The 21319-nt window shown below is 42.3% G+C and carries 18 protein-coding genes; 11 read left to right on the plus strand and 7 right to left on the minus strand.

The window, feature by feature from the left end; all coding sequences use genetic code 11:
- Positions 1–2 precede the first annotated feature (2 nt).
- The 6 genes from C8D76_RS02395 to C8D76_RS02420 all read left to right on the plus strand — a co-directional run bounded on the left by C8D76_RS02395 (position 3) and on the right by C8D76_RS02420 (position 5399).
- Positions 3–494 carry a YajQ family cyclic di-GMP-binding protein gene (locus tag C8D76_RS02395; protein WP_116631229.1) on the plus strand — a complete coding sequence of 164 codons (492 nt, stop codon included), beginning with the start codon at positions 3–5 and terminating at the stop codon, positions 492–494.
- A 254-nt stretch (positions 495–748) separates the two neighbouring features.
- Positions 749–2710 (plus strand): TonB-dependent receptor domain-containing protein, encoded by a 1962-nt coding sequence (locus C8D76_RS02400; protein ID WP_116631230.1) that lies wholly within the window; start codon positions 749–751, stop codon positions 2708–2710.
- Between the two features lie 190 nt (positions 2711–2900).
- Positions 2901–3356, plus strand: a complete 456-nt coding sequence (gene exbB / locus C8D76_RS02405) for a TonB-system energizer ExbB (protein WP_116631231.1) — start codon at positions 2901–2903, stop codon at positions 3354–3356.
- 21 nt (positions 3357–3377) lie between these two features.
- Positions 3378–3764, plus strand: a complete 387-nt coding sequence (gene exbD, locus C8D76_RS02410; RefSeq protein ID WP_116631232.1) for a TonB system transport protein ExbD — start codon at positions 3378–3380, stop codon at positions 3762–3764.
- Position 3765: 1 nt separating this feature from the next.
- Positions 3766–4545 (plus strand): TonB family protein, encoded by a 780-nt coding sequence (locus C8D76_RS02415; protein WP_116631233.1) that lies wholly within the window; start codon positions 3766–3768, stop codon positions 4543–4545.
- Positions 4546–4682: 137 nt separating this feature from the next.
- Positions 4683–5399, plus strand: a complete 717-nt coding sequence (locus C8D76_RS02420; RefSeq protein WP_116631310.1) for a DUF554 domain-containing protein — start codon at positions 4683–4685, stop codon at positions 5397–5399.
- A gap of 94 nt (positions 5400–5493) precedes the next feature.
- Here the strand turns inward: C8D76_RS02420 and C8D76_RS02425 are convergent, their stop codons facing one another.
- Together C8D76_RS02425 and C8D76_RS02430 are read right to left on the minus strand one after the other, a co-directional pair.
- Positions 5494–6894, minus strand: a complete 1401-nt coding sequence (locus C8D76_RS02425) for a multicopper oxidase domain-containing protein (protein ID WP_116631234.1) — start codon at positions 6892–6894, stop codon at positions 5494–5496.
- A gap of 16 nt (positions 6895–6910) precedes the next feature.
- Entirely contained in the window at positions 6911–7636 is a 726-nt protein-coding gene (locus C8D76_RS02430; RefSeq protein ID WP_116631235.1) for a 1-acylglycerol-3-phosphate O-acyltransferase, read from the minus strand.
- A 236-nt stretch (positions 7637–7872) separates the two neighbouring features.
- Here C8D76_RS02430 and lpxH point away from each other — a divergent pair, with 236 nt between their 5' ends.
- Positions 7873–8580, plus strand: a complete 708-nt coding sequence (gene lpxH, locus C8D76_RS02435; RefSeq protein ID WP_116631236.1) for a UDP-2,3-diacylglucosamine diphosphatase — start codon at positions 7873–7875, stop codon at positions 8578–8580.
- A 98-nt stretch (positions 8581–8678) separates the two neighbouring features.
- On the opposite strand, the gene cysZ is transcribed toward lpxH, so the two are convergent.
- Positions 8679–9536, minus strand: a complete 858-nt coding sequence (cysZ, locus tag C8D76_RS02440) for a sulfate transporter CysZ (protein WP_116631237.1) — start codon at positions 9534–9536, stop codon at positions 8679–8681.
- Positions 9537–9665: 129 nt separating this feature from the next.
- Between cysZ and zipA the strand changes: the two genes are divergently transcribed.
- Positions 9666–10679: a cell division protein ZipA gene (gene zipA / locus C8D76_RS02445; RefSeq protein WP_116631238.1), complete on the plus strand. Its 1014-nt coding sequence runs from the start codon at positions 9666–9668 to the stop codon at positions 10677–10679.
- A 73-nt stretch (positions 10680–10752) separates the two neighbouring features.
- A complete protein-coding gene (gene ligA / locus C8D76_RS02450) occupies positions 10753–12774 on the plus strand; it encodes an NAD-dependent DNA ligase LigA (protein ID WP_116631239.1) in 2022 nt (673 codons plus the stop codon).
- A 73-nt stretch (positions 12775–12847) separates the two neighbouring features.
- On the opposite strand, the gene C8D76_RS02455 is transcribed toward ligA, so the two are convergent.
- Genes C8D76_RS02455 through rnr form a run of 3 tightly spaced genes read right to left on the minus strand, consistent with a single transcriptional unit; the run spans position 12848 to position 16644 of the window.
- Positions 12848–13429 (minus strand): thymidine kinase, encoded by a 582-nt coding sequence (locus C8D76_RS02455; RefSeq protein ID WP_116631240.1) that lies wholly within the window; start codon positions 13427–13429, stop codon positions 12848–12850.
- A 5-nt stretch (positions 13430–13434) separates the two neighbouring features.
- A complete protein-coding gene (rlmB, locus tag C8D76_RS02460) occupies positions 13435–14184 on the minus strand; it encodes a 23S rRNA (guanosine(2251)-2'-O)-methyltransferase RlmB (RefSeq protein ID WP_116631241.1) in 750 nt (249 codons plus the stop codon).
- Between the two features lie 3 nt (positions 14185–14187).
- Positions 14188–16644 carry a ribonuclease R gene (gene rnr, locus C8D76_RS02465; RefSeq protein WP_116631242.1) on the minus strand — a complete coding sequence of 819 codons (2457 nt, stop codon included), beginning with the start codon at positions 16642–16644 and terminating at the stop codon, positions 14188–14190.
- Between the two features lie 168 nt (positions 16645–16812).
- Between rnr and C8D76_RS02470 the strand changes: the two genes are divergently transcribed.
- Positions 16813–18288, plus strand: coding sequence for a nicotinate phosphoribosyltransferase (locus C8D76_RS02470; RefSeq protein WP_116631243.1), 1476 nt, complete (start codon positions 16813–16815; stop codon positions 18286–18288).
- Between the two features lie 41 nt (positions 18289–18329).
- On the opposite strand, the gene nanQ is transcribed toward C8D76_RS02470, so the two are convergent.
- On the minus strand, positions 18330–18806 hold the full coding sequence (nanQ, locus tag C8D76_RS02475; protein WP_116631244.1) for an N-acetylneuraminate anomerase: 477 nt from the start codon (positions 18804–18806) through the stop codon (positions 18330–18332).
- Positions 18807–19149: 343 nt separating this feature from the next.
- Between nanQ and pnp the strand changes: the two genes are divergently transcribed.
- Positions 19150–21276, plus strand: coding sequence for a polyribonucleotide nucleotidyltransferase (gene pnp, locus C8D76_RS02480; protein WP_116631245.1), 2127 nt, complete (start codon positions 19150–19152; stop codon positions 21274–21276).
- Positions 21277–21319: the final 43 nt, after the last annotated feature.

Genomic DNA, 21319 nt, shown 5'->3' on the forward strand with positions numbered 1-21319 from the left:
TAATGCCATCATTTGATATTGTTTCAGAAATTACTATGCATGAAGTGCGCAATGCGGTGGAAAATGCCAACCGTGTGTTGAGTACACGTTATGATTTTCGTGGCGTGGAAGCGGTGATTGAATTAAATGAGAAAAATGAAAGCATCAAACTGACGACGGAATCGGATTTCCAATTGGAACAGCTGATTGAGATTTTAATTGGCTCTTGTGTAAAACGTGGGATTGACAGCACGTCATTGGATATCCCCACAGAAAGTGAACACCACGGCAAACTTTATAGTAAAGAGGTGAAGTTAAAACAAGGCATTGAAACGGAAACAGCGAAGAAAATCACCAAGTTAATTAAAGACAGCAAACTAAAAGTGCAAACTCAAATTCAGGGTGAACAAGTTCGAGTAACGGGAAAATCTCGTGATGATTTGCAAGCAGTCATCCAATTAGTGAAAGGCGCAGAACTAGGGCAACCATTCCAGTTTGAAAACTTTCGTGATTAAGCATTAAATTTTATCTATTCTAGGGCAGCCAATCGGTTTGCCCTTTCTTTTTAAAAATTTTCTGTTTTTTGACCGCACTTTTGCCTGATTTTTCTATCAGCTTTTCTTAAATGAAGAAAATAGATCATTTTCTCGATAAAAAAATTGAACTTTTCTATTGACTTAAAATGCAAAGATAAATGATAATCTTTATCAAATTTCGTAATTTTTTATTCATCCTCATTTAGTCTTTAGTCATTTTAAGGAATCAGTCTATGAAGAAGGCACAGTTTGTATTATTGCCATTAAGTGTTTTTGTCGCGTTAAATGTGCAAGCGGCAGAGCAACTCGATACCATTGATGTGGTGAGTGATAATCTTTCACCACAAAAAGAAAATGTATCAGCCAAAGGGGTTGTGCGTGTGCGTCAAGCCACCAAAATGTCAGATGTGTTGCGTGGTGTGCCGGGCGTGAATGTAAATGGCGCGCGTTCAATTGTAGAGCGTTATAACATCCGTGGTGTTAGTGAAGAATATCTCAATATTACCGTAGATGGCGCACGCCAAGAAGGCTATTCATTCCACCATTCGGGTAACTACGGGATTGATCCAGAGATCTTAAAACGTGTTGATATTGATGTCGGCGCGAATTCTATCGCTAGTGGTGCGGGTTCATTAGGCGGTTCAATGAAGTTTGAAACCGTAGATGCTGCCGATTTATTAGAAGATGGTCAAAATATTGGCGCAAAAATTAAATATGCTTATGGCTCTAATGATGATTCTAATCAAGCAATGGCAACGTTATATGGGCGTGCGGGCAATTTAGATTTATTAGGCTATTTCAATTATCGTCATCAAGAAAATGGTAAGGACGGTAATGGGCTTAAAAATGAAAATAAAGGTAGAGCGCAAAACTATCTATTCAAAGCAAAATATAACTTCGGTGAGAATCACTGGGTAAATGTTTCCGCAGAACATTATTACAATACGGCAGTAAACTGTTATCGTGCTAACTTTGGTATGTGTTTAGGTGATGTACCAGCGCCTGGACAAGATGGATATCGTATGCAAAATCATGGACGAGCTACTTCTGAAATTGAACGTGATACCTATACGTTGAATTATCGTTATAATCCGAGTGATAACAAATGGGTAAACGTCAAAGCGAATGCTTATTATACCGAAACAGAAAATTCTTCTATGAATCGTAAACAAACTAATGTTAAAACAGCGGGCGGTTCATTGTCTAACCGTTCTGATTTTGACTTAGGGGTAACGAATCACAGCGTATTAGTGGGGAGTGAGTTTTATAAAACAACCGCATTGCGTTATGCGAGCGCTAGAAGTAATACTCCTGACTATAAACAACGTGCAACATCCACGTCCATTTATTTAGAAGACGCAATCGGTATTGGTAACTTTATTATTACGCCAGGGGTACGTTTTGATCATTACCATGCTGCACTAATTGATTCTGACAAAAGCCATCATCGTGTTTCTAAAGCATTTGGCTTAAAATACTTAGCGACAGATGATTTGGCGTTATTTGCTAATTATACTGAAGTCTTTAGAGGTCCTGGTTTTGGTGAGTTAGCCTTAGTTAAACCTGGTTATTATTATACAGGTTCTGAATCACCAACCCGTGGTGACAATAAAGAAATTGGATTTAATTATACGCACAGTAGCGTATTCTCTGATGTCGATGGTATGTCATTAACCGCAAAATATTTCCGCACTGATTACGACAATATGAATTTATCTTTACCTGTTGGCAATCAAGGTAGTCTATATATAAATATTGGTGAAGTAAAATTAGACGGTGTGGAAGCACAAGCGCGTTATTGGTTTGATAATTTAAGTGCGCGTGTTAGCTATGCTCGCGCTCGTAGTGAACAAAAAGATAATGGCTTTGTAGCATTCCCTGACGCAGGCGACCGTTATACCTTTGGTTTAGATTATCGCATTCCAAGTGTTGGTGTTGAAATGGGTTGGAACACTATGCTTGTTCGCGGTTTAGCTTATGCAACTAACGCAACATCAATTACCACGAAAGGTAGTTATGCCGTAAGCAATGCTTATGTATCTTGGCAACCTAAACCAATTAAAGGCTTAGAGCTAACATTTGGCGTAGATAACATCTTCAACAAAGCCTATAAAGATCAAAGCACTCAATACTATGATTCGGTTGATTTAGATCCAGGTCGTAACTACAAAATCAGCGTAGCGTATAAATTCTAATTTAGATCAGTTAATAAATAAGGCGTTTTTAAAAAACGCCTTATTTTTTGACCGCACTTTTTGATCTGTATTATGAAAAAACGATTTAGTTTGTTTACGCAACAGTTGAAATTTGCTAGAATTCTCGCCTTAATTGAAATTCATTCTCAATTAGATTAATGAAACCATTTTATTTATGTAAGGGTGTATAATGCCAGCGTTATTTCAATTTTTAAAAGCATACAGTGACTATATTATTCTCGGTTTATTGGGCGTAATGAGCTTTATTATGCTGTGGTTCGTGATTGAACGTTTTATCTTCTTAACACGAGTGAAAGTAAAATCTTATAGCAATATTCATGAATTAGATATTGATCTGAACCGCCACTTAACCACGATCTCAACCATTGGCGCAAATGCCCCTTATATTGGTTTATTGGGAACGGTTATCGGAATTTTGCTGACATTCTATGATTTGGGCAATTCTTCTGGGGATATTGATGCTGCCGCAATTATGCTGCATTTGTCATTGGCTTTGAAAGCCACAGCGGTGGGTATTTTAGTGGCGATTCCGTCAATGGTGTTTTATAGCGCACTAGGGCGTAAAGTTGAAGTTCAGCGTTTAAAATGGAAAGCGTTAAATAGCACAAAAAATATTGGTGCATAAGATAAACAAAAGGAGCTTTCCATGAAAAAGTTTGATGAAATTAATATTATTCCTTTCATCGATATTATGTTGGTGCTGTTAGCGATTGTGCTGATTACCGCCTCTTTTATTTCGCAAGGCAAAATTCAAGTTAATGTGCCAAAGGCTTCACAAACTGTCTCATTTAAATCCGATGATCTGGCTAAATTGCTCACCGTTACTCACGATGGAAAATTATTCTTCAATGATAAACCCATTGAAAAAGCCGCATTAGAACAAGAAATTGCTACTTGGGATAAAGCACAAAAAGTGACGTTAAAAGTGGATGCCGAAGCCTCATTTCAAGATTTTGTCTCGATCACGGATTTAATGGCAAAAAATGAAATTAAAAACGTGGCAATTGTAACCATGAAAGACAAAGGTCAATAGCATGAAGAAAAATTCATGGTTTGGTTTTTTCGGATCTGCGTTTTTTCATGTAGGCGTAGCCTCTGCGTTATTTTTTGCGCTAAAAGAAGATGATGCCGCCAATAGCTTCAGCGCAGAGACGCTTTCTACCAATATTTCCATGGAAATGATGATGGCGACAACGGTTGAATCAGCACCGCCAGAACCAGAGACTGCAAAAAAAGCAGAGCCAGAGGCTGAGAAAAAAGAAGTGGTGGCAGATCCAACGAAAAAAGCGGAAAAACCAAAGGATAAGCCAAAAGAAAAGCCTAAGGAACAAAAGAAAGAAAAACCGAAGGAAAAACCAAAAGAACCCGTTAAAAAGCCAACGGATAAAGTCGTGGCGAAAGTTGCACCAAATCCAAATGCGGTGGTGGCTGATAAGGTGCAAGCAGGGAATGCCAATATTAATTCGCAAGCCACATCTACGGCTAACTCAGCAAATACGAATGCGAATATGTCGGGCAATGGCACAAATACTTCAGAAATCGCTGCCTATAAATCTAAAATACGCCGCGAAATTGAACGCCACAAAAAATATTCTCAACGCGCGAGAATGATGCGCAAGCAAGGCACGGTGGTTGTGGTCTTTAACATCACTGCCGATGGTTCTTTAACAGGCGCGCGTGTTGCTCAATCATCGGGGACGGAAGATTTGGATAATTCAGCGTTAGATGCCGTGCGATCCGCCCGTTCCGTGGGGCCGAAACCTGCAGGTATGGCGAGCGAAATTAGTGTGCCAGTGAGTTTTAGAATTCAATAGGCATTTTTCATCATCGGAAAATCAGCGTACAATGAAGTGCGGTCAAAAATAACAAAATTTTGACCGCACTTTCTTTTTATATCAAACAATTTAAGCCTACCAAATGTAGGTTATGCAATATGAGTGTTGAGGTGGAAATGATAGTTGGTCCTTATATTAATGCGGCTGCAATTGTCGCGGGCGGGATTATTGGCGCATTGCTAGGTGGGCACGTGCCTGAACGTTTGCGCACAAATTTAACGTTGCTTTTTGGGCTTTGTTCGATGGCAATGGGCGTTACCCTTATCGCTAAAGTCAATAGTATGCCTGCGATGGTGCTCTCTGTGTTGCTTGGAACCATTATTGGTGAGCTTATTTTACTGGAAAATGGAATCAATCATCTTGCGGCATCGGCGAAAAAACTGGTTGAAAAATTCACACCCGCTCAATCTAGCGAACACTCACATGAAGAATTTTTACAAAAATTTGTCGGGTTAATGATTTTGTTTTCTTTCAGCGGAACAGGCATTTTCGGCTCAATGAATGAAGGCATTACAGGGGACAGCAGCATTTTAGTGATTAAAGCCTTTTTAGATTTTTTCACCGCAATTATTTTTGCCACGACCTTAGGTTTTTCCGTGAGCACCTTATGCGTGCCGCAAACAATATTACAAGTGTTATTGGCTTATTGTGCGATGTTTATTTTGCCTTTTATCACCCCCGAAATGCGTATGGATTTTGGCGCAGCAGGTGGCGTATTAATGGTGGCAACAGGCTTGCGTATTTGTGGAATTAAGAATTTCCAAGTGGCGAATATGTTGCCTGCGCTGTTTATTGCTATGCCAATTTCTTCTGTTTGGGGACTGATATTTTAGTAATAAACCATCCTGATTTCTGAAAATAAAAAAGTGCGGTGAAATTTTGTTAATTTTCACCGCACTTTTGCATTTAGTGTATTTAAAGTGAGTTTTATTGCACGATCATCATGCCAATCGCGCCTTTATCCGCTTGCATTAAATCACTGGAGCCAAAAATAAAAGGCTGTGTAGCGGAAGCTGTATTATCAAATTTGACTAGCAACACCGCTTTATTATTAACCAACACGGTATCTTGCCAAGTTAATTCATTGGCAGCCGTTGCTTGATCATTTTGGCTTTCCACCAAGAACTTCGCACCTTGCACGCGAAACCCTGTTGCGGCATTGCTTGTTATCGTCCAACGTTCTACTGAACCTTGCTGAGCGTTCACGTCAATGCGGCGTGGGTCAAAGCGTTTTTGATTAATCATCGCATTTTCACTATCAATATGAAACGCGCGTTCTTTGGTTACGTTGCTTGGCAAGCTGGCAACATCGCTAAATTGATAGCTCGGTTGGTTGTTAAAGGCAGAAAGCAAGCCCTCGGGGCGAAGTTCTAACACCGTATTGTCTGCCAATTGACCATCGCCATCAAAAAATAAACTTATTTTATCGAACACATTGCGTTTTTTTCCTGCAATGAGCGTGGCATTGCCGCCTTCATTTAAATCCACCAAAATTTCTGCACGCTCACCACTGCCCAGCAACAACGATTTGATTGTTTTAGGATCAGCTAAAAAACCTTGTTCTTTGGCGATTAACAAAAACTCACGTTCATCATCAAAGCGCAATTCGTAGTGGCGAGAGAGAGAAGCGTTTAATAAACGCAAACGCACCCAGCCTCGGGCAATATCTAAATAAGGCGCTTCTTGTCCATTGACAAAAAGGCGATCGCCTAAAAAGTGCGGTTGATTTTGCGAAAATAATTGGGTGCCTTGGTCATTCAAATGAACATCTTGCAAGATGAGCGGAATATCGTTCACCCCATATTTATTGGGGAGCTGAACTTTACGGCTTTCGTCATCTTCAATGATCCAAAATCCCACCAAACCGCGATAATTTTGATAAGCAGAGCTTGCCAATGAACAAGATTGATAATAACAAGTCGCCGCCGATTGCGTGATTGGCACGATTGGCGACCAGGTTTCACCCGTTTTTAAGCTATGCCCGATGCCACCCATCGTGTCGCTATTGGCTTGCAAACCTTGAATATTGATAGCAACAGATTGCGGCAAATTATTGCGATAATTCATTTTCACAAAATCGCCTTTGCGCACTCGCACCGTTGGGCCAAGGTATTGCCCATTAAAGCCCCATACTTCTACCAAATTATTATTCAGCAATTTTGTTTGGATACTTTCAAATCCAAGAAAGACAGGCTTGCCACGGCGGCTTTCTAGCAGTGGCGGTATCGCTAAAGGCTGACGTGATGCCGCTAATACCGCAGTCGGCAATGCGGTAAGTGCGGTGGCAATGAGCGTTTTTTTAAAGAATTGGCGGCGTGATGAATTCATAGCTTGAGGTGTTTCCTTATGCTTTTTCTGCCGCGATTTCTGCGTCTAATTCGGCTAAACGTTGCGCCATAATTTGATGACAATGTTCAGCAAATGCACGCACGTTATCTTTGCTAAATTGCGCACTATCAATCGGCTCCATCATTTCACAAATAACTTTACCGTTATGCCAACGATTTAAGTCAATTTGATTGTGGGTGCTAGAACAAATAACAGGCACAACAGGCACGCCCGCAGCAAGTGCGGTGTGAAATGCCCCCGTTTTAAATGGAAGTAAGCCACGCCCACGGCTGCGAGTACCTTCTGGGAACATAAAAATGCTTACGTTATCGTTAATAATATGTTTCGCCACTTCTGCCATTGTATTATGAGCTTTACTACGGTTTTCACGATCAATAAAAATGTTGCCAGTAATCCAATAAAGCAAACCGAAAAACGGGATCCAAATAAGGCTTTTTTTGCCCACAGTAACCGTGCGTGGCATCATCATATAAGAAATGGTCACCATATCGTAATTGTTTTGGTGATTGGCGATATAAATGCAACGCCCCACTTTATCCACATCTTTAGCAAAGCGATGTTCCACTTGCAGCCCAAATAATGGGTATAAGCGCCCAAAACAACGCGCCACGACACCTGCATTACTCGGGTGTTTGAAACGAATTAACGAATAAATTGTACCGAATATACAAATAACGATACACAAAAATACTACGATGATGATTCGGAGTAGTTTTAACATAGTTGTAGGTCCTTTTGGAAATTTGGTAAAGTATAGCGAAATTAGGCGGGGATTGCTATTTGCAATGATAGCGAATTGTGCTTTTGTTTATGAAATTAGCCAATTTTTTTGCACAACCGCTAGCTCACTTTATTGGCTGATGACTTTTATTTTGTTCGCCGTTTCAACTCGCTTAGATAGGCTCAAAGGGAAGCCATTTGAATATTAAGAATATTATTTAGGAATATTATGATTTTATGAATAAAACTTATTTTATTGCGGATCTGCATTTGTCGGAAAATCGCCCAGATTTGACCGCACTTTTTGTGGATTTTATGCAAACGAAAGCCCCAGCGGCGCAGGCATTGTATATTTTGGGCGATTTGTTTGATTTTTGGATTGGTGATGATGAAAAATCTCCCGTGATTGCTAGCGTGATCGAACAGATCAAGTGGGTTTCATCACAAGGTGTTCCTTGCTATTTTATTCATGGCAATCGCGATTTTCTCATCGGGAAAAAGTTTGCTCAAGCCTGCGGATTAACCCTGTTGGGCGATTATGAAGTGGTGAATTTATACGGCGAGCCAACATTAATTTGCCACGGCGATACTTTGTGTACTGATGATGTGAAATATCAAGCATTTAGGCAGAAAGTGCATCAAAAATGGCGTCAGTGGTTGTTTTTACGCTTGCCGTTAAAAGTGCGGTTAAAAATCGGGCAGAAAATTCGGGCACAAAGCCAAAAAGATAAATTGAAAAAGACCGAAATGATTATGGATGTGAACCCAGAATTTGTGTTACAGACTTTTCAACGTTTTGGCGTAAAGCGAATGATTCATGGCCATACTCACCGCCAAAATATTCATCAAATTCCACCGCACTTTGAGCGCATTGTGCTTGGGGATTGGGGCAAAACCGCCTCGATTTTAGAAGTGACCGCCTCTGGTGTGCGCTTTATTGCATAAAAAAGGTGAGATTTTATTCTCACCTGTATTTAAGCTTATTTTTGCGTTTTAACGCTTTGCCTAAATCAAAATAGGGCAGTTTTGCCTTTAACTAAGCGTTATTTTGAGACAATGTCATTGTTATTTCTTGTCGCCACATCTGTGCGCTGATTGCCACGCCATTCTGGCGAAAGTGCGGTCGAATTTTGCGTTTTTTCGCTGCGAGAGCCGTTATACAATTCTTTCCGATAAGTATCCACCCACATCGCCGTTGCCCCACAAACAGCCACAGGAATCACCACCAAATTAATAATCGGCACTAATGTGCAAAGAGTGATTAATGCGCCAAATATCAAGCTTTGCGTGCGATTTTGAGCAAGCTTAAAACGCATACTGTGGAAAGAAATTTTGTGATTATCAAAAGGGTAGTCGCAATATTGAATTGCCATCATCCATGCACCAAACACAAAGACAATAATCGGCACAACGGTTTGGCCAAAATATGGCATAAAACCAAATAAAAACAAGACGATATATTTGGGTAGGCTATAAACCAATTTTTGCCATTCGCGTGCCAACATTCGCGGCACATCTTTGATAAAGTCCGAAATATTGGTGTCGATCATCACTTCGCCCGTGAGCATTTTTTCTACTTTTTCCGCGAGCAAGCCATTAAAAGGGGCAGCGATAAAGCCCGAAAGCATGGTAAAAGAGAAATAAAATACGGTGAGAATCATTGCCAATGACGCAATAAACATGAGCGAACTCATCCAAGCGAGCCAATCAGGTAAGAACGCCATAACCCAATCGATGATGTCACCAATTTTGCTGATAAACAGCCAAAATAGCCCGATCATAAGTAGGACATTTAATAGGATTGGCATAATCACAAAGCGGCGTAAGCCTTGCTGTGTAATCAAATGCCAACCCATCACAAAATAATGTATAGCGGATTTTACTTGTTTTTCTGTGCTCATTCTTTCTCCCGTTTAGGTTGAACTCATCGTCATAAAGTGCGGTCAAATTTTGTAAATTTCAAGATCCATAATCTGTTGAAATATGGTAAGCTAGCGTCGCTTAGGCTGTTAAGAAAAGGAAAAGTTGCAATGGATTTAAATACTATTTTAATCATTCTAGGAATTATCGCCTTAATCGGTTTAGTTGGGCATGGGATTTGGTCTAATCGCCGTGAAAAATCCTTATATTTTGACAACGTGAATACCTTTAGTCGTGAGAGTTCCCGTACTACCTTAAAATCCGCAGAAACGACAACCCCTGATTTCGCACAGAAACCGCAAGGGCAAGCATTGCAACAAGAAAATCAGCCCGTTCAACAAACGTTAGAACAGCATGTAGAAACAGCGGCTGAAGCCTACTCACCAGCACCGCAATCGGCGCAATCTGTGAACGAGATTCGCATCACTCTTCCTAATGAACAGCCAACCGTTTCTATTCAACCCGAACCTGCTCCAGCGGCCACCACTGCAATGAATGCACCTGTTCATTATGAATATCAACCAGAAATTAAACAGCCTTCAGCAAACCCTGTGGAACGCAGCTTAGATGAATTATCCAGCTTTGCAGAAATCGATGACGGCGTGAATTCCTCAAATCCTGAAATTCGTATTTCATTGCAAGATGCCGCGATCAGTTCACCGATTTCACAGCCAAAACCTGTTGAGCCGATTCAGCCCGTGGCGCAAGAAACGCAGAATGTTGAAAGCTCGCCCGAAGGCTATGTAATGTTGTATGTCGTTGCTGCTGAAAATCGTCAGCTGCAAGGTGCAGCGTTGGCACAAGCCTTAGACAGTTTAGGCTTTATTATGGGGCATGACGGCATTTATCATCGCCACTTGGACTTAACCGTTGCCAGCCCAGTGATTTTCAGCGTAGCCAATGTGAATCAACCTGGTACATTCCCATACAATATGCATGAATTTGCCACCGTGGGCGTGGTGCTTTATATGCAATTACCGTCTGTGGGCAACAATCGCACGAATTTGAAGATGATGATCCAAGCGGCAAAAACGCTCGCTACACAGCTTGAGGCCTTTGTATTGACCGATGATGAACGAGAGTTCGATGCCAACGCCGAAGAAGATTATCTAGCCCGAGTGTAATCAAAAATATTCGCAATATTGACCGCACTTTTGAGTAATTAAAAGTGCGGTTTATTTTATAAGAGTTTTTTATATGACTGATATTTCAAACCAAATCAATACGTTACGCAAAACATTGCGCCACCATGAATATTTATATCATGTGCTGGATGCACCCGAAATTCCAGATAGCGAATATGATCGCCTGTTTCATCAACTCAAAGCCCTAGAGCAACAACACCCTGAATTAATCATGCCAGATTCGCCCACTCAGCGAGTGGGAGCGAAACCCTTGTCGAGCTTCGCACAGGTAACTCACGAAATTCCAATGCTATCGTTGGATAACGCTTTTTCTGATGAAGAATTTTACGCCTTTGTGAAACGTATCCAAGACCGTTTAATTGCGCTGCCCGAAAAATTAGAGTTTTGCTGCGAGCCAAAATTAGATGGTTTAGCGGTGAGTATTTTGTATGTGAACGGTGTGCTAACTCAAGCGGCAACCCGTGGCGACGGCACAACAGGGGAAGATATTACTTTAAATATCCGCACCATTCGCAACATTCCATTGCAGCTGTTCACCGATAATCCGCCCGCACGCTTAGAAGTGCGTGGCGAAGTCTTTATGCCGCAAGCAGGCTTTAACAAACTGAATGAAACAGCGTTAGCCAAGGGCGAAAAAACCTTTGCTAATCCCCGCAATGCAGCGGCTGGTTCACTGCGTCAGTTAGACCCTAAAATTACTAGTCAGCGTCCGCTTACCTTAAATGCCTATGGCATTGGTGTCGCCGAAGGGGTGGAGTTGCCTGATACCCATTATGGGCGTTTGCAATGGCTGAAATCCTTGGGGATTCCTGTTAATCCAGAAATTCAGCTCTGTGATGGCGTAGAAAACGTGCTCAAATTTTACCGCACTATTCAGCAAAAACGCCCTAATTTGGGTTATGACATTGATGGCACCGTGCTAAAAATTAATAGCATTCCCTTGCAAGAAAGACTCGGTTTTATTTCTAAAGCACCACGTTGGGCGATTGCTTACAAATTCCCTGCGCAAGAAGAAATGACCATTTTGAATGATGTGGAATTTCAAGTGGGGCGCACGGGGGCGATTACGCCTGTTGCTAAATTAAAACCTGTTTTTGTTGCGGGCGTTACGGTGAGCAACGCCACTTTGCACAACGGCGATGAAATTGCCCGCTTAAATATTGCCATTGGGGACACCGTCGTGATTCGCCGTGCGGGCGATGTGATCCCACAAATTATCAGCGTGTTGCATGATCGCCGCCCAGCCAATGCTCGCCCAATAGTCTTCCCTAAAAATTGTCCTGTTTGCGGCTCAGCGATCACGCGCATTGAGGGCGAAGCAGTGGCACGTTGCACTGGCGGTTTGTTCTGTGATGCGCAGCGCAAAGAATCCCTTAAACATTTTGTTTCGCGCAAGGCGATGGATATTGACGGCGTTGGCGCAAAATTAATCGAACAGCTGGTGGATCGCGAGCTGATTCACACCCCTGCGGATTTATTTAGATTGGATTTGCTCACCTTAATGCGCCTTGAGCGAATGGGCGAAAAATCTGCGCAGAAAGCGTTAGATAGCTTAGAAAAAGCGAAGAAAACCACGCTGGCCCGTTTTATTTTTGCGTTGGGAATCCGTGATGTGGGCGAAGCAACGGCATTAAATTTGGCGAATTTTTTCAAAAATTTGACCGCACTTCAGCAAGCGGATTTGGAACAATTACAAGCGGTGCCAGATGTCGGCAATATCGTAGCAAATCGTATTTTAGCCTTTTGGCGTGAACAGCATAATTTAGATGTGGTGAATGATCTGATTGCGCAGGGCGTTCATTGGGACGATGTGGCGGTGCAAGAAGTGGGTGAAAACCCATTTAAAGACAAAACCATTGTGTTGACGGGAACGCTTAGCCAAATGGGGCGCAATGAAGCCAAAGCCTTATTACAACAGCTTGGCGCCAAAGTGTCAGGCAGCGTTTCCTCAAAAACGCATATCGTGATTGCAGGCGATTCTGCGGGTTCTAAACTGGCGAAAGCGCAAGAATTAGGCGTAGAAGTTTGGTCTGAGCAAGCATTTTTAGATGCGGTTCAGCCTTATATGAATTAAATCTTGCGTTATATTTTGCCCAAAGTGCGGTCAAAAATTTTTATTTTTTTGACCGCACTTTTTGTTATAACGACTATAACCAGCCCATTTTTTGTTTGAAATGTTGTCGGCAAAGGGAAAGATAGCTTTCGTTGCCGCCAATTTGAATTTGCTCGCCGTCTTTCACGACCTCGCCATTGGCATTTAAACGCACCACGAAATTCGCCTTTCGTCCGCATTCACAAATGGTTTTTAATTCTTCCAGTTGATCCGCCCAAGCGAGCAAATATTGGCTGCCTTCAAATAAATTCCCTTGGAAATCTGTGCGAATGCCGTAGCACAGCACGGGGATCGATAATTTATCCACCACATCACTCAGCTGATAAACTTGCTCTTTCGTTAGAAATTGCGCTTCATCCACCAAGATACAACTGAGTTTTTCTTGGGCGTGATGTTGTCTAATGTCTTGCTCGAAATTTGTGCTGGCAGAGAAAAGATTCGCTGGCTGGTTAATGCCAATGCGTGAGGTGATCTGCCCCACTGCAAAGCGATCATCAATGGCAGCGGTGTAAAGGCGCACATTCATATTGCGCTCTTTATAATTATAAGCCGATTGTAGCAAGGTGGTGGATTTCCCTGCGTTCATCGTGGAATAGTAGAAATAGAGTTTAGCCATTTTTATTATTGGTTTATCGTTTGAGTGCGCTGTCTGACGATTTCAAATAAACATACGCCTGTTGCCACGGAGACATTCAATGATGATACCGATCCCGCCATTGGAATGCTGACTAATTGATCGCAACATTCTCGTGTTAAACGGCGCATTCCATCGCCTTCCGCGCCCATTACAAGGGCGATTGCGCCTGTTAATTTCGTTTGGTATAGATTTTCGCTTGCTTCGCCAGCGGTGCCGACAACCCAAACATTGTGCGCTTGTTGAATTTCTCTTAAGGTGCGTGCGAGATTGGTGACACGAATGAGCGGAATCACTTCTGCCGCACCGCACGCCACTTTACGCGCGATTGATGTGAGCTGCGCTGATTTATCTTTAGGCACAATCACCGCATCCACGCCAGCGGCATCGGCGGTGCGTAAACAAGCACCAAGGTTATGGGGATCAGTGATGCCGTCTAGCACCAATAATAATGGCGATGGTTTATTGGCTAGAATTTGCTCAAGATCGTGTTCATTGAGTTCTTTTGCGGGTTGTACCCGCGCGATAATCCCGTTATGCACCTCGCCATTGGCTTTATTATCCAACGCTTGGCGATTCAAAAATTGCACAGAAATCCCCAAACGGTGTAGATCATTTAATAAAGGCTGCAAACGCTTATCTTCTCGACCTTTTAATACATAGACTTCAATAACACGCTCGGGGGTGCGATCTAAAAATGATTTTACGGCATGAATGCCGTAGAGTTGCTCTGACATGGATTATCCTTTATTTTTCTTTGCTTTAGTCTTTTTCTTTTTGCTCGAATTACGCGATTTTTTCACTGCACTTTGCTCTTTTTTCGGCTGATTTTTATGCTGAGCCTGCGAAAGTGCGGTCGGTTTTGCCGTTGTTTTTGCGGCATTCTTCGCTCTTGTTTTGGCGGTTTTGCCCACTCGGCGTGGCAAGCGTTCGCTTGATACCAAACTGAAATCTACTTGACGTTGTTCCAAATTCGCAGCTTCTACACGCACTCGAACACGGTCGCCAAGGCGATAAAGCATACCACTATTTTCACCAATCAAGCGTTGTCCCGCCGCATCAAATTGATAATAATCGTTACTAAGTGTGGAAACATGCACCAAGCCATCAATAAAGAGATCATCTAAGCGCACAAAAAAGCCGAAACCAGTGACCGATGAAATCACGCCGTCAAATTCATCGCCAATATGATCCTGCATAAATTCGCATTTTAGCCAATCTGCCACTTCTCGCGTAGCATCGTCTGCACGTCGTTCGGTCATAGAACAATGAGCGCCGAGTTCGTCCATTTCATCAATGCTATAATGATAACCGCCTGTTTCAGTGGTTTTCCGTTTCGCCCCTTTTTCTTTCGCCAGTAAATATTTAATACCGCGATGCAAGGTTAAATCAGGGTAGCGGCGAATTGGCGAAGTGAAGTGCGCATATTGTTCTAAGGCAAGCCCAAAATGCCCAATATTATCCGCATCGTAAACGGCTTGGCTTAAACTGCGTAATAACATTGTTTGGATCAACTCGTGATCAGGGCGTTCTTTGACCTGCGTGAGTAATTTGGCATAATCTGCTGTGCTTGGCTTCATTCCCCCTTCAAGAGAAAGACCACATTCGCCTAAAAATGCGCGGAAAGCCGTGAGTTTTTCTTCACTAGGGCCAGCGTGAATGCGGTATAAAGCAGGTTCATCTGCGCGTTCCATAAAGTTTGCAGCGGCAATATTTGCCAAGATCATACATTCTTCAATAATTTTGTGGGCATCATTGCGTTCGACAGGTTCAATGCGCTCAATGCGTCCAAGTTCATTGAAGATGAATTTGCTTTCGATGGTTTCAAAATCAATCGCCCCACGCTGATGACGTGCTTGCAATAAGACTTTGTACATGGCGTGCAGCTCTTCTAAATGTGGCACTAAACCCGCATAACGCTGGCGCAATTCTTCATCGCCGTCTAAGATTTTGGCAACCTTGGTGTAAGTGAGACGTGCGTGGGAATTCATCACTGCTTCGTAAAATTGATAGCCCTTTAACTCGCCTTTGTTGGAAATTTGCATTTCACATACCATACACAAACGATCCACTTGCGGATTGAGCGAACACAGCCCATTGGACAGCACTTCAGGCAGCATTGGCACCACACGGTTAGGGAAATAAACGGAGTTACCACGATTGCGCGCTTCTTGATCCAAGGCGGAACGCAAACGCACATAATAGCTCACATCAGCAATCGCTACCCATAAACGCCAGCCATTTTTTTCTTTACGGCAATGCACCGCATCGTCAAAATCGCGCGCATCTTCACCGTCAATCGTCACCAGGGGCAAAGCACGCAAATCAACACGCCCTTGCTTGGCTTGTTCAGGCACGTCTTCGGTAAATTTTTTCACGTATTTTTCCACCGCACTTGGGAATGTGTGTGGAATATCATGATTGCGCAACGCAATTTCCACTTCCATGCCTTTCGCCATATTGTCGCCGAGAATTTCAACAATATCGCCGACTGGCGCACTCAAACTTGCCTTGCGTGGGCGTAACGCCACCACGACCACCTGCCCCATACGCGCCCCTTTACGGCTTTCATTTGGCACAAGAATATCGCGCCCAATGCGGCTGTCATCAGGCACCACATAGCCAATGCCATCTTCTAAGAAAAAGCGCCCAACGATTTCTTTTTTACGGCTTTCTAACACGCGCACAATGCGCACTTCTTGACGCCCTTTGCGATCAAAGCTGGTTGGCTGCGCAAGCACAAAATCGCCATGCATAACACGTTGCATTTGTGCGTTGGGGATAAATAAGTCTTTGTTATTTTTGCTATTTTCTAGTTGTAGGAAGCCATAGCCATCACGATGTCCCACCACTGTGCCTTTGAGCAGATCTAATTTTTCAGGCAAGGCATAACGTTTACGTTTGGTGAATACCAGTTGTCCGTCATTTTCCATCGCGCGTAAACGGCGGCGAATTCCCTCGGCGCGTTCATCATCTTGAATATTAAATATCGCCAGAATTTCTTCACGGCTCATCGGCTGATTTTGTTCTCGAATAATTTGCAGAATAAAATCACGGCTCGGAATTGGGTTATCGTATTTTGCTTGCTCTTGTTGATAATTTGGATCGAGATGAATGGAATCTAAAAGTGCGGTCGATTTTTTGTTTATTTTGACCGCACTTTGAGTGGCAGATTTTGCCGTCGTTTTACGCGCCATAATATTCCTCCTTTGAAAGTGGGTATAGCCCCGAATGGGTTAAGTTTGACAGCTTGTTCTTGATTAAGCAAGGAAAGAATAAATTTGTTATAGGCTTTGCAATTTTGGAAGTATAAGAGTAATATCCGCTTTACTTTTTTCTGTTAATTTAATTTAGATTTTTAAAAAATGGAAAATAAATATCGCAAAACGATAGATTCTACCGCAATCCCAACTTTGCTTTGTGATTTCTATAAAGTGTCTCATCGCATACTGTATCCTCAAGGTGCGCAGTATATTTATAGCACTTTCACGCCGCGTAGCAATAAAGTCGCGCCTTATTTGCAGCGCGCGGTGTCTTTCGGTTTTCAAGCCTTCATCATGAAATATCTCATCGCTTATTTTAATGAGAATTTTTTTGCCCGTTCTGAAGCCGATGTGGTGGCGGAATATTCTCAATTTATTGACCGCACTTTGGGGCTGGAAGACAACGGTGAGCATATTGCGGCGCTACATCGTTTGGGCTATTTGCCCTTGCGAATTAAAGCGATTGCTGAAGGAAAATCGGTGGCGATAAAAATTCCGATGATGACCATTGAAAACACCCATCCTGATTTCTTTTGGCTGACAAATTATTTAGAAACCTTAATTAATGTGTCATTGTGGCAGCCGATTACGTCCGCTTCGATTGCTCGTGCTTATCGCCTTACGTTGATGCAATTTGCACAAGAAACCTGTGATGACAGCGATCACGTGCCGTTTCAATCTCATGATTTTTCTATGCGCGGAATGAGTTCTTTGGAAAGCGCAGAAACTTCTGGCGCTGGGCATTTAACCGCATTTCTAGGCACGGATACGATCCCCGCGATTTCTTTCGTGGAACATTATTATGGTGCAAGTGGTTTGATTGGCACATCGATTCCCGCTTCCGAACATTCTGTAATGAGTGCGCACGGCGTGGACGAATTGCCGACATTCCGTTATTTAATGCGTCAATATCCCAATTCGATGCTATCTATCGTGTCGGATACCACCGATTTTTGGCACAACATCACGGTAAATTTGCCGATCCTGAAAGACGAGATTATGGCGCGCCCAGATAACGCACGCGTGGTTATTCGCCCCGATAGCGGCAATTTCTTTGATATTATTTGTGGAAATCCGACCGCACTTTCTTTGCACGAACGTAAAGGCTTGATCGAATGTTTATGGGATATTTTTGGCGGCACGGTCAATAAAAAAGGCTACAAAGTGCTCGATCCGCATATTGGCGCGATTTATGGCGATGGCGTGACATTTGAGAAAATGACTCAAATTCTGCATGGATTGAAACAAAAGGGATTTGCTTCGAGCAATATTGTATTTGGCGTTGGAGCGCAAACCTATCAACGCAACACGCGTGATACCCTAGGTTTTGCCGTTAAAGCCACGTCAATTACCATCAATGGTGAAGAAAAAGCGATTTTTAAAGATCCGAAAACCGATGATGGCTTGAAAAAATCGCAACGTGGACGGGTAAGAGTAACAAGTTTGGATAGTTATGTTGACGGTCTCACGGCACAAGATGATTTCGCCAATGATCTTTTAGAAGTGATTTTTGAAAACGGAAAACTCGTCAAAGCAATTTCCTTTGACGAGATTCGGGCGAATGTATTGGCTGAATAAAGCCAATTTTGCAGGGTAGGCTCATTGAGCTACCCTGAATTTTATAATAAATTCACAGGGATTTTTACGACCAGTTTTTTGATTTTGCTGACTTTATCCGCCACGTTGCAACAGGGTTTGTGCGGTTCGTAAGGTAAAAATACCGCAAACATTTTAGGGCGTAAAACGACCGTACTTTTGAGCTCAATGTCTTTGCCAGCTAATGTCAGTTGATAGTCATTTTCTTCGTTATAAGGCTCATAATCCGCTAAGTTTGGTTGGGTGACGCCATATTCCATTTTTTCTTCGCCAGAAATTAAAACTTGAATATCAAGGTATTGGCGATGAATTTCTGATTTTCGCGCTTCTGCAGGCTCGCTTTCTACTTCCATCACATTCATAAAAATGTGTTCATTAATTTCGTGACGACCTGTGGCAAGGCTCGCTAAATCTAGCGTATTCAAATAATCGCAGGTGTCCGCAATAATTTTAGGTAAACCACGTTTGAAATCGGGACGAGTTAAATCACCAAATAGCATAAAAACTCCTTATTTTCTTTGAAAAAATATCACGTTTTTTGACCGCACTTTGTCAAATCTATTGGCAGAGTGTAATACTGAGCGGCTGAAAGAACAAGGGATTTAAGGCAAGCAATGAGCGAAAATTTTAGTGGCTACAATATTATTTACAAAATCGTTTTCGGCAGGGATAAATAAAGTTACCAATCCATTGAAAAGACAGGTATAATAGAGCAGTTTTGTTTTCTGTTTTAGCGTGCGGCTATCAAAAGTAATTTTCAAAAGTAATTTTTCAGAGATTATTTTTGCTAGTCGCAATTTGGAAAATGAAACTTATCATTTATTCATTAAAAAGGAAAAAATAGTGAATCCAATTGTTAAGCAATTTAAATATGGTCAACATACAGTGACCTTAGAAACTGGCGCAATCGCGCGTCAGGCAACTGCAGCCGTGATGGCGAGTATGGATGATACAACAGTTTTCGTGACTGTTGTTGCCAAAAAAGAAGTGAAAGAAGGGCAAGATTTTTTCCCATTAACTGTTGATTACCAAGAACGTACTTACGCAGCGGGTAAAATTCCTGGTGGTTTTTTCAAACGTGAAGGTCGCCCAAGCGAAGGCGAAACTTTAATTGCGCGTTTAATTGACCGCCCAATTCGTCCGTTATTCCCTGAAGGTTTCTTAAATGAAATCCAAATTATCGCTACTGTCGTGTCAGTAAATCCGCAAATTAGTCCAGATTTAGTGGCTATGATCGGTGCTTCAGCGGCACTTTCATTATCAGGCGTACCATTCAATGGACCAATCGGTGCCGCTCGTGTTGGTTTTATCAATGATCAATTTGTCTTAAACCCAACTATGGCAGAGCAAAAACAAAGTCGTTTAGACTTAGTGGTTGCAGGTACAGATAAAGCGGTATTAATGGTTGAATCCGAAGCCGATATCTTAACTGAAGAACAAATGTTAGCGGCGGTAGTATTTGGTCATCAACAACAACAAGTTGTGGTTGAAGCGATCAAAGAATTTGCAGCCGAAGCAGGTAAACCGCGTTGGGATTGGGTTGCACCAGAGCCAGACACGGCATTAATTAATCAAGTTAAAGCAATTGCAGAAAGCCGTTTAGGCGATGCTTATCGTATCACTGAAAAACAAGTGCGTTATGAGCAAATTGATGTGATTAAAGCAGATGTAATCGCACAAATTACCGCAGAAAATGAAGAAGTGAGCGAAGGCAAAATTATTGATATTTTCACCGCACTTGAAAGCCAAATCGTGCGTGGACGTATCATCGCTGGTGAGCCGCGTATTGACGGACGTACCGTTGATACCGTGCGTGCATTAGATATTTGCACAGGCGTCTTACCACGCACTCACGGTTCTGCGATCTTTACGCGTGGCGAAACTCAAGCCTTAGCGGTTGCTACATTGGGGACAGAACGTGATGCCCAAATTCTTGATGAATTAACAGGCGAACGCCAAGATACATTCTTATTCCACTACAATTTCCCTCCATATTCTGTGGGCGAAACTGGTCGTGTTGGTTCACCAAAACGTCGTGAAATTGGTCACGGTCGCTTAGCAAAACGTGGTGTTGCTGCAGTCATGCCAAGTATTAGCGAATTCCCATACGTTGTTCGTGTAGTTTCTGAAATCACAGAATCAAATGGTTCATCATCAATGGCATCGGTATGTGGTGCATCGCTTGCATTAATGGATGCAGGTGTTCCAATTAAATCAGCGGTTGCAGGTATTGCAATGGGCTTAGTGAAAGAAGAAGACAAATTTGTTGTTCTTTCAGATATTTTAGGTGATGAAGATCACTTAGGCGACATGGACTTTAAAGTTGCGGGTACTCGCACTGGTGTGACTGCACTTCAAATGGATATTAAAATTGAAGGTATTACCCCAGAGATTATGCAAATCGCCTTGAATCAAGCAAAATCTGCACGTATGCATATTTTAGGCGTGATGGAACAAGCTATTCCAGCGCCGCGCGAAGAAATTTCAGAATTTGCGCCACGCATCTACACGATGAAAATTGATCCGAAGAAAATCAAAGATGTCATCGGTAAAGGCGGTGCAACAATTCGTGCATTAACAGAAGAAACTGGCACTTCAATTGATATTGATGATGACGGTACCGTGAAAATTGCCGCTGTCGATAGCAACTCAGCAAAAGCAGTAATGGCTCGCATCGAAGATATTACCGCAGAAGTTGAAGCTGGCGCGGTTTACCAAGGTAAAGTTACCCGTTTAGCGGATTTTGGCGCATTTGTGGCAATTATTGGCAACAAAGAAGGATTAGTACATATTTCTCAGATTGCGGAAGAACGTGTTGAGAAAGTGTCTGATTATCTTCAAGTCGGTCAAGAAGTGGCGGTAAAAGTCGTTGAGATCGATCGCCAAGGTCGTATTCGTTTAACAATGAAAGATTTAGCACCAAAAGCTGATGTGGCTGCTGATGCTGAAACAATTGTTGAACAAGAATAATTGAGAAAATCGACCGCACTTCTTTCGTAAAAGTGCGGTCATT

The sequence above is a fragment of the Alitibacter langaaensis DSM 22999 genome, assembly GCF_003096995.1.
In the GTDB taxonomy this organism is placed as follows: Bacteria; Pseudomonadota; Gammaproteobacteria; order Enterobacterales; family Pasteurellaceae; genus Exercitatus; species Exercitatus langaaensis.

Coding starts and splice junctions, on each gene's coding strand:
- exbB (WP_116631231.1), top strand. CDS start 2,901: ATGCCAGCGTTATTTCAATTTTTAAAAGCATACAGTGACTATATTATT.
- ligA (WP_116631239.1), top strand. CDS start 10,753: ATGACTGATATTTCAAACCAAATCAATACGTTACGCAAAACATTGCGC.
- lpxH (WP_116631236.1), top strand. CDS start 7,873: ATGAATAAAACTTATTTTATTGCGGATCTGCATTTGTCGGAAAATCGC.
- C8D76_RS02400 (WP_116631230.1), top strand. CDS start 749: ATGAAGAAGGCACAGTTTGTATTATTGCCATTAAGTGTTTTTGTCGCG.
- C8D76_RS02420 (WP_116631310.1), top strand. CDS start 4,683: ATGATAGTTGGTCCTTATATTAATGCGGCTGCAATTGTCGCGGGCGGG.
- cysZ (WP_116631237.1), bottom strand. CDS start 9,536: ATGAGCACAGAAAAACAAGTAAAATCCGCTATACATTATTTTGTGATG.
- zipA (WP_116631238.1), top strand. CDS start 9,666: ATGGATTTAAATACTATTTTAATCATTCTAGGAATTATCGCCTTAATC.
- rlmB (WP_116631241.1), bottom strand. CDS start 14,184: ATGTCAGAGCAACTCTACGGCATTCATGCCGTAAAATCATTTTTAGAT.
- C8D76_RS02395 (WP_116631229.1), top strand. CDS start 3: ATGCCATCATTTGATATTGTTTCAGAAATTACTATGCATGAAGTGCGC.
- rnr (WP_116631242.1), bottom strand. CDS start 16,644: ATGGCGCGTAAAACGACGGCAAAATCTGCCACTCAAAGTGCGGTCAAA.
- C8D76_RS02430 (WP_116631235.1), bottom strand. CDS start 7,636: ATGTTAAAACTACTCCGAATCATCATCGTAGTATTTTTGTGTATCGTT.
- C8D76_RS02425 (WP_116631234.1), bottom strand. CDS start 6,894: ATGAATTCATCACGCCGCCAATTCTTTAAAAAAACGCTCATTGCCACC.
- C8D76_RS02455 (WP_116631240.1), bottom strand. CDS start 13,429: ATGGCTAAACTCTATTTCTACTATTCCACGATGAACGCAGGGAAATCC.
- C8D76_RS02415 (WP_116631233.1), top strand. CDS start 3,766: ATGAAGAAAAATTCATGGTTTGGTTTTTTCGGATCTGCGTTTTTTCAT.
- exbD (WP_116631232.1), top strand. CDS start 3,378: ATGAAAAAGTTTGATGAAATTAATATTATTCCTTTCATCGATATTATG.
- C8D76_RS02470 (WP_116631243.1), top strand. CDS start 16,813: ATGGAAAATAAATATCGCAAAACGATAGATTCTACCGCAATCCCAACT.
- nanQ (WP_116631244.1), bottom strand. CDS start 18,806: ATGCTATTTGGTGATTTAACTCGTCCCGATTTCAAACGTGGTTTACCT.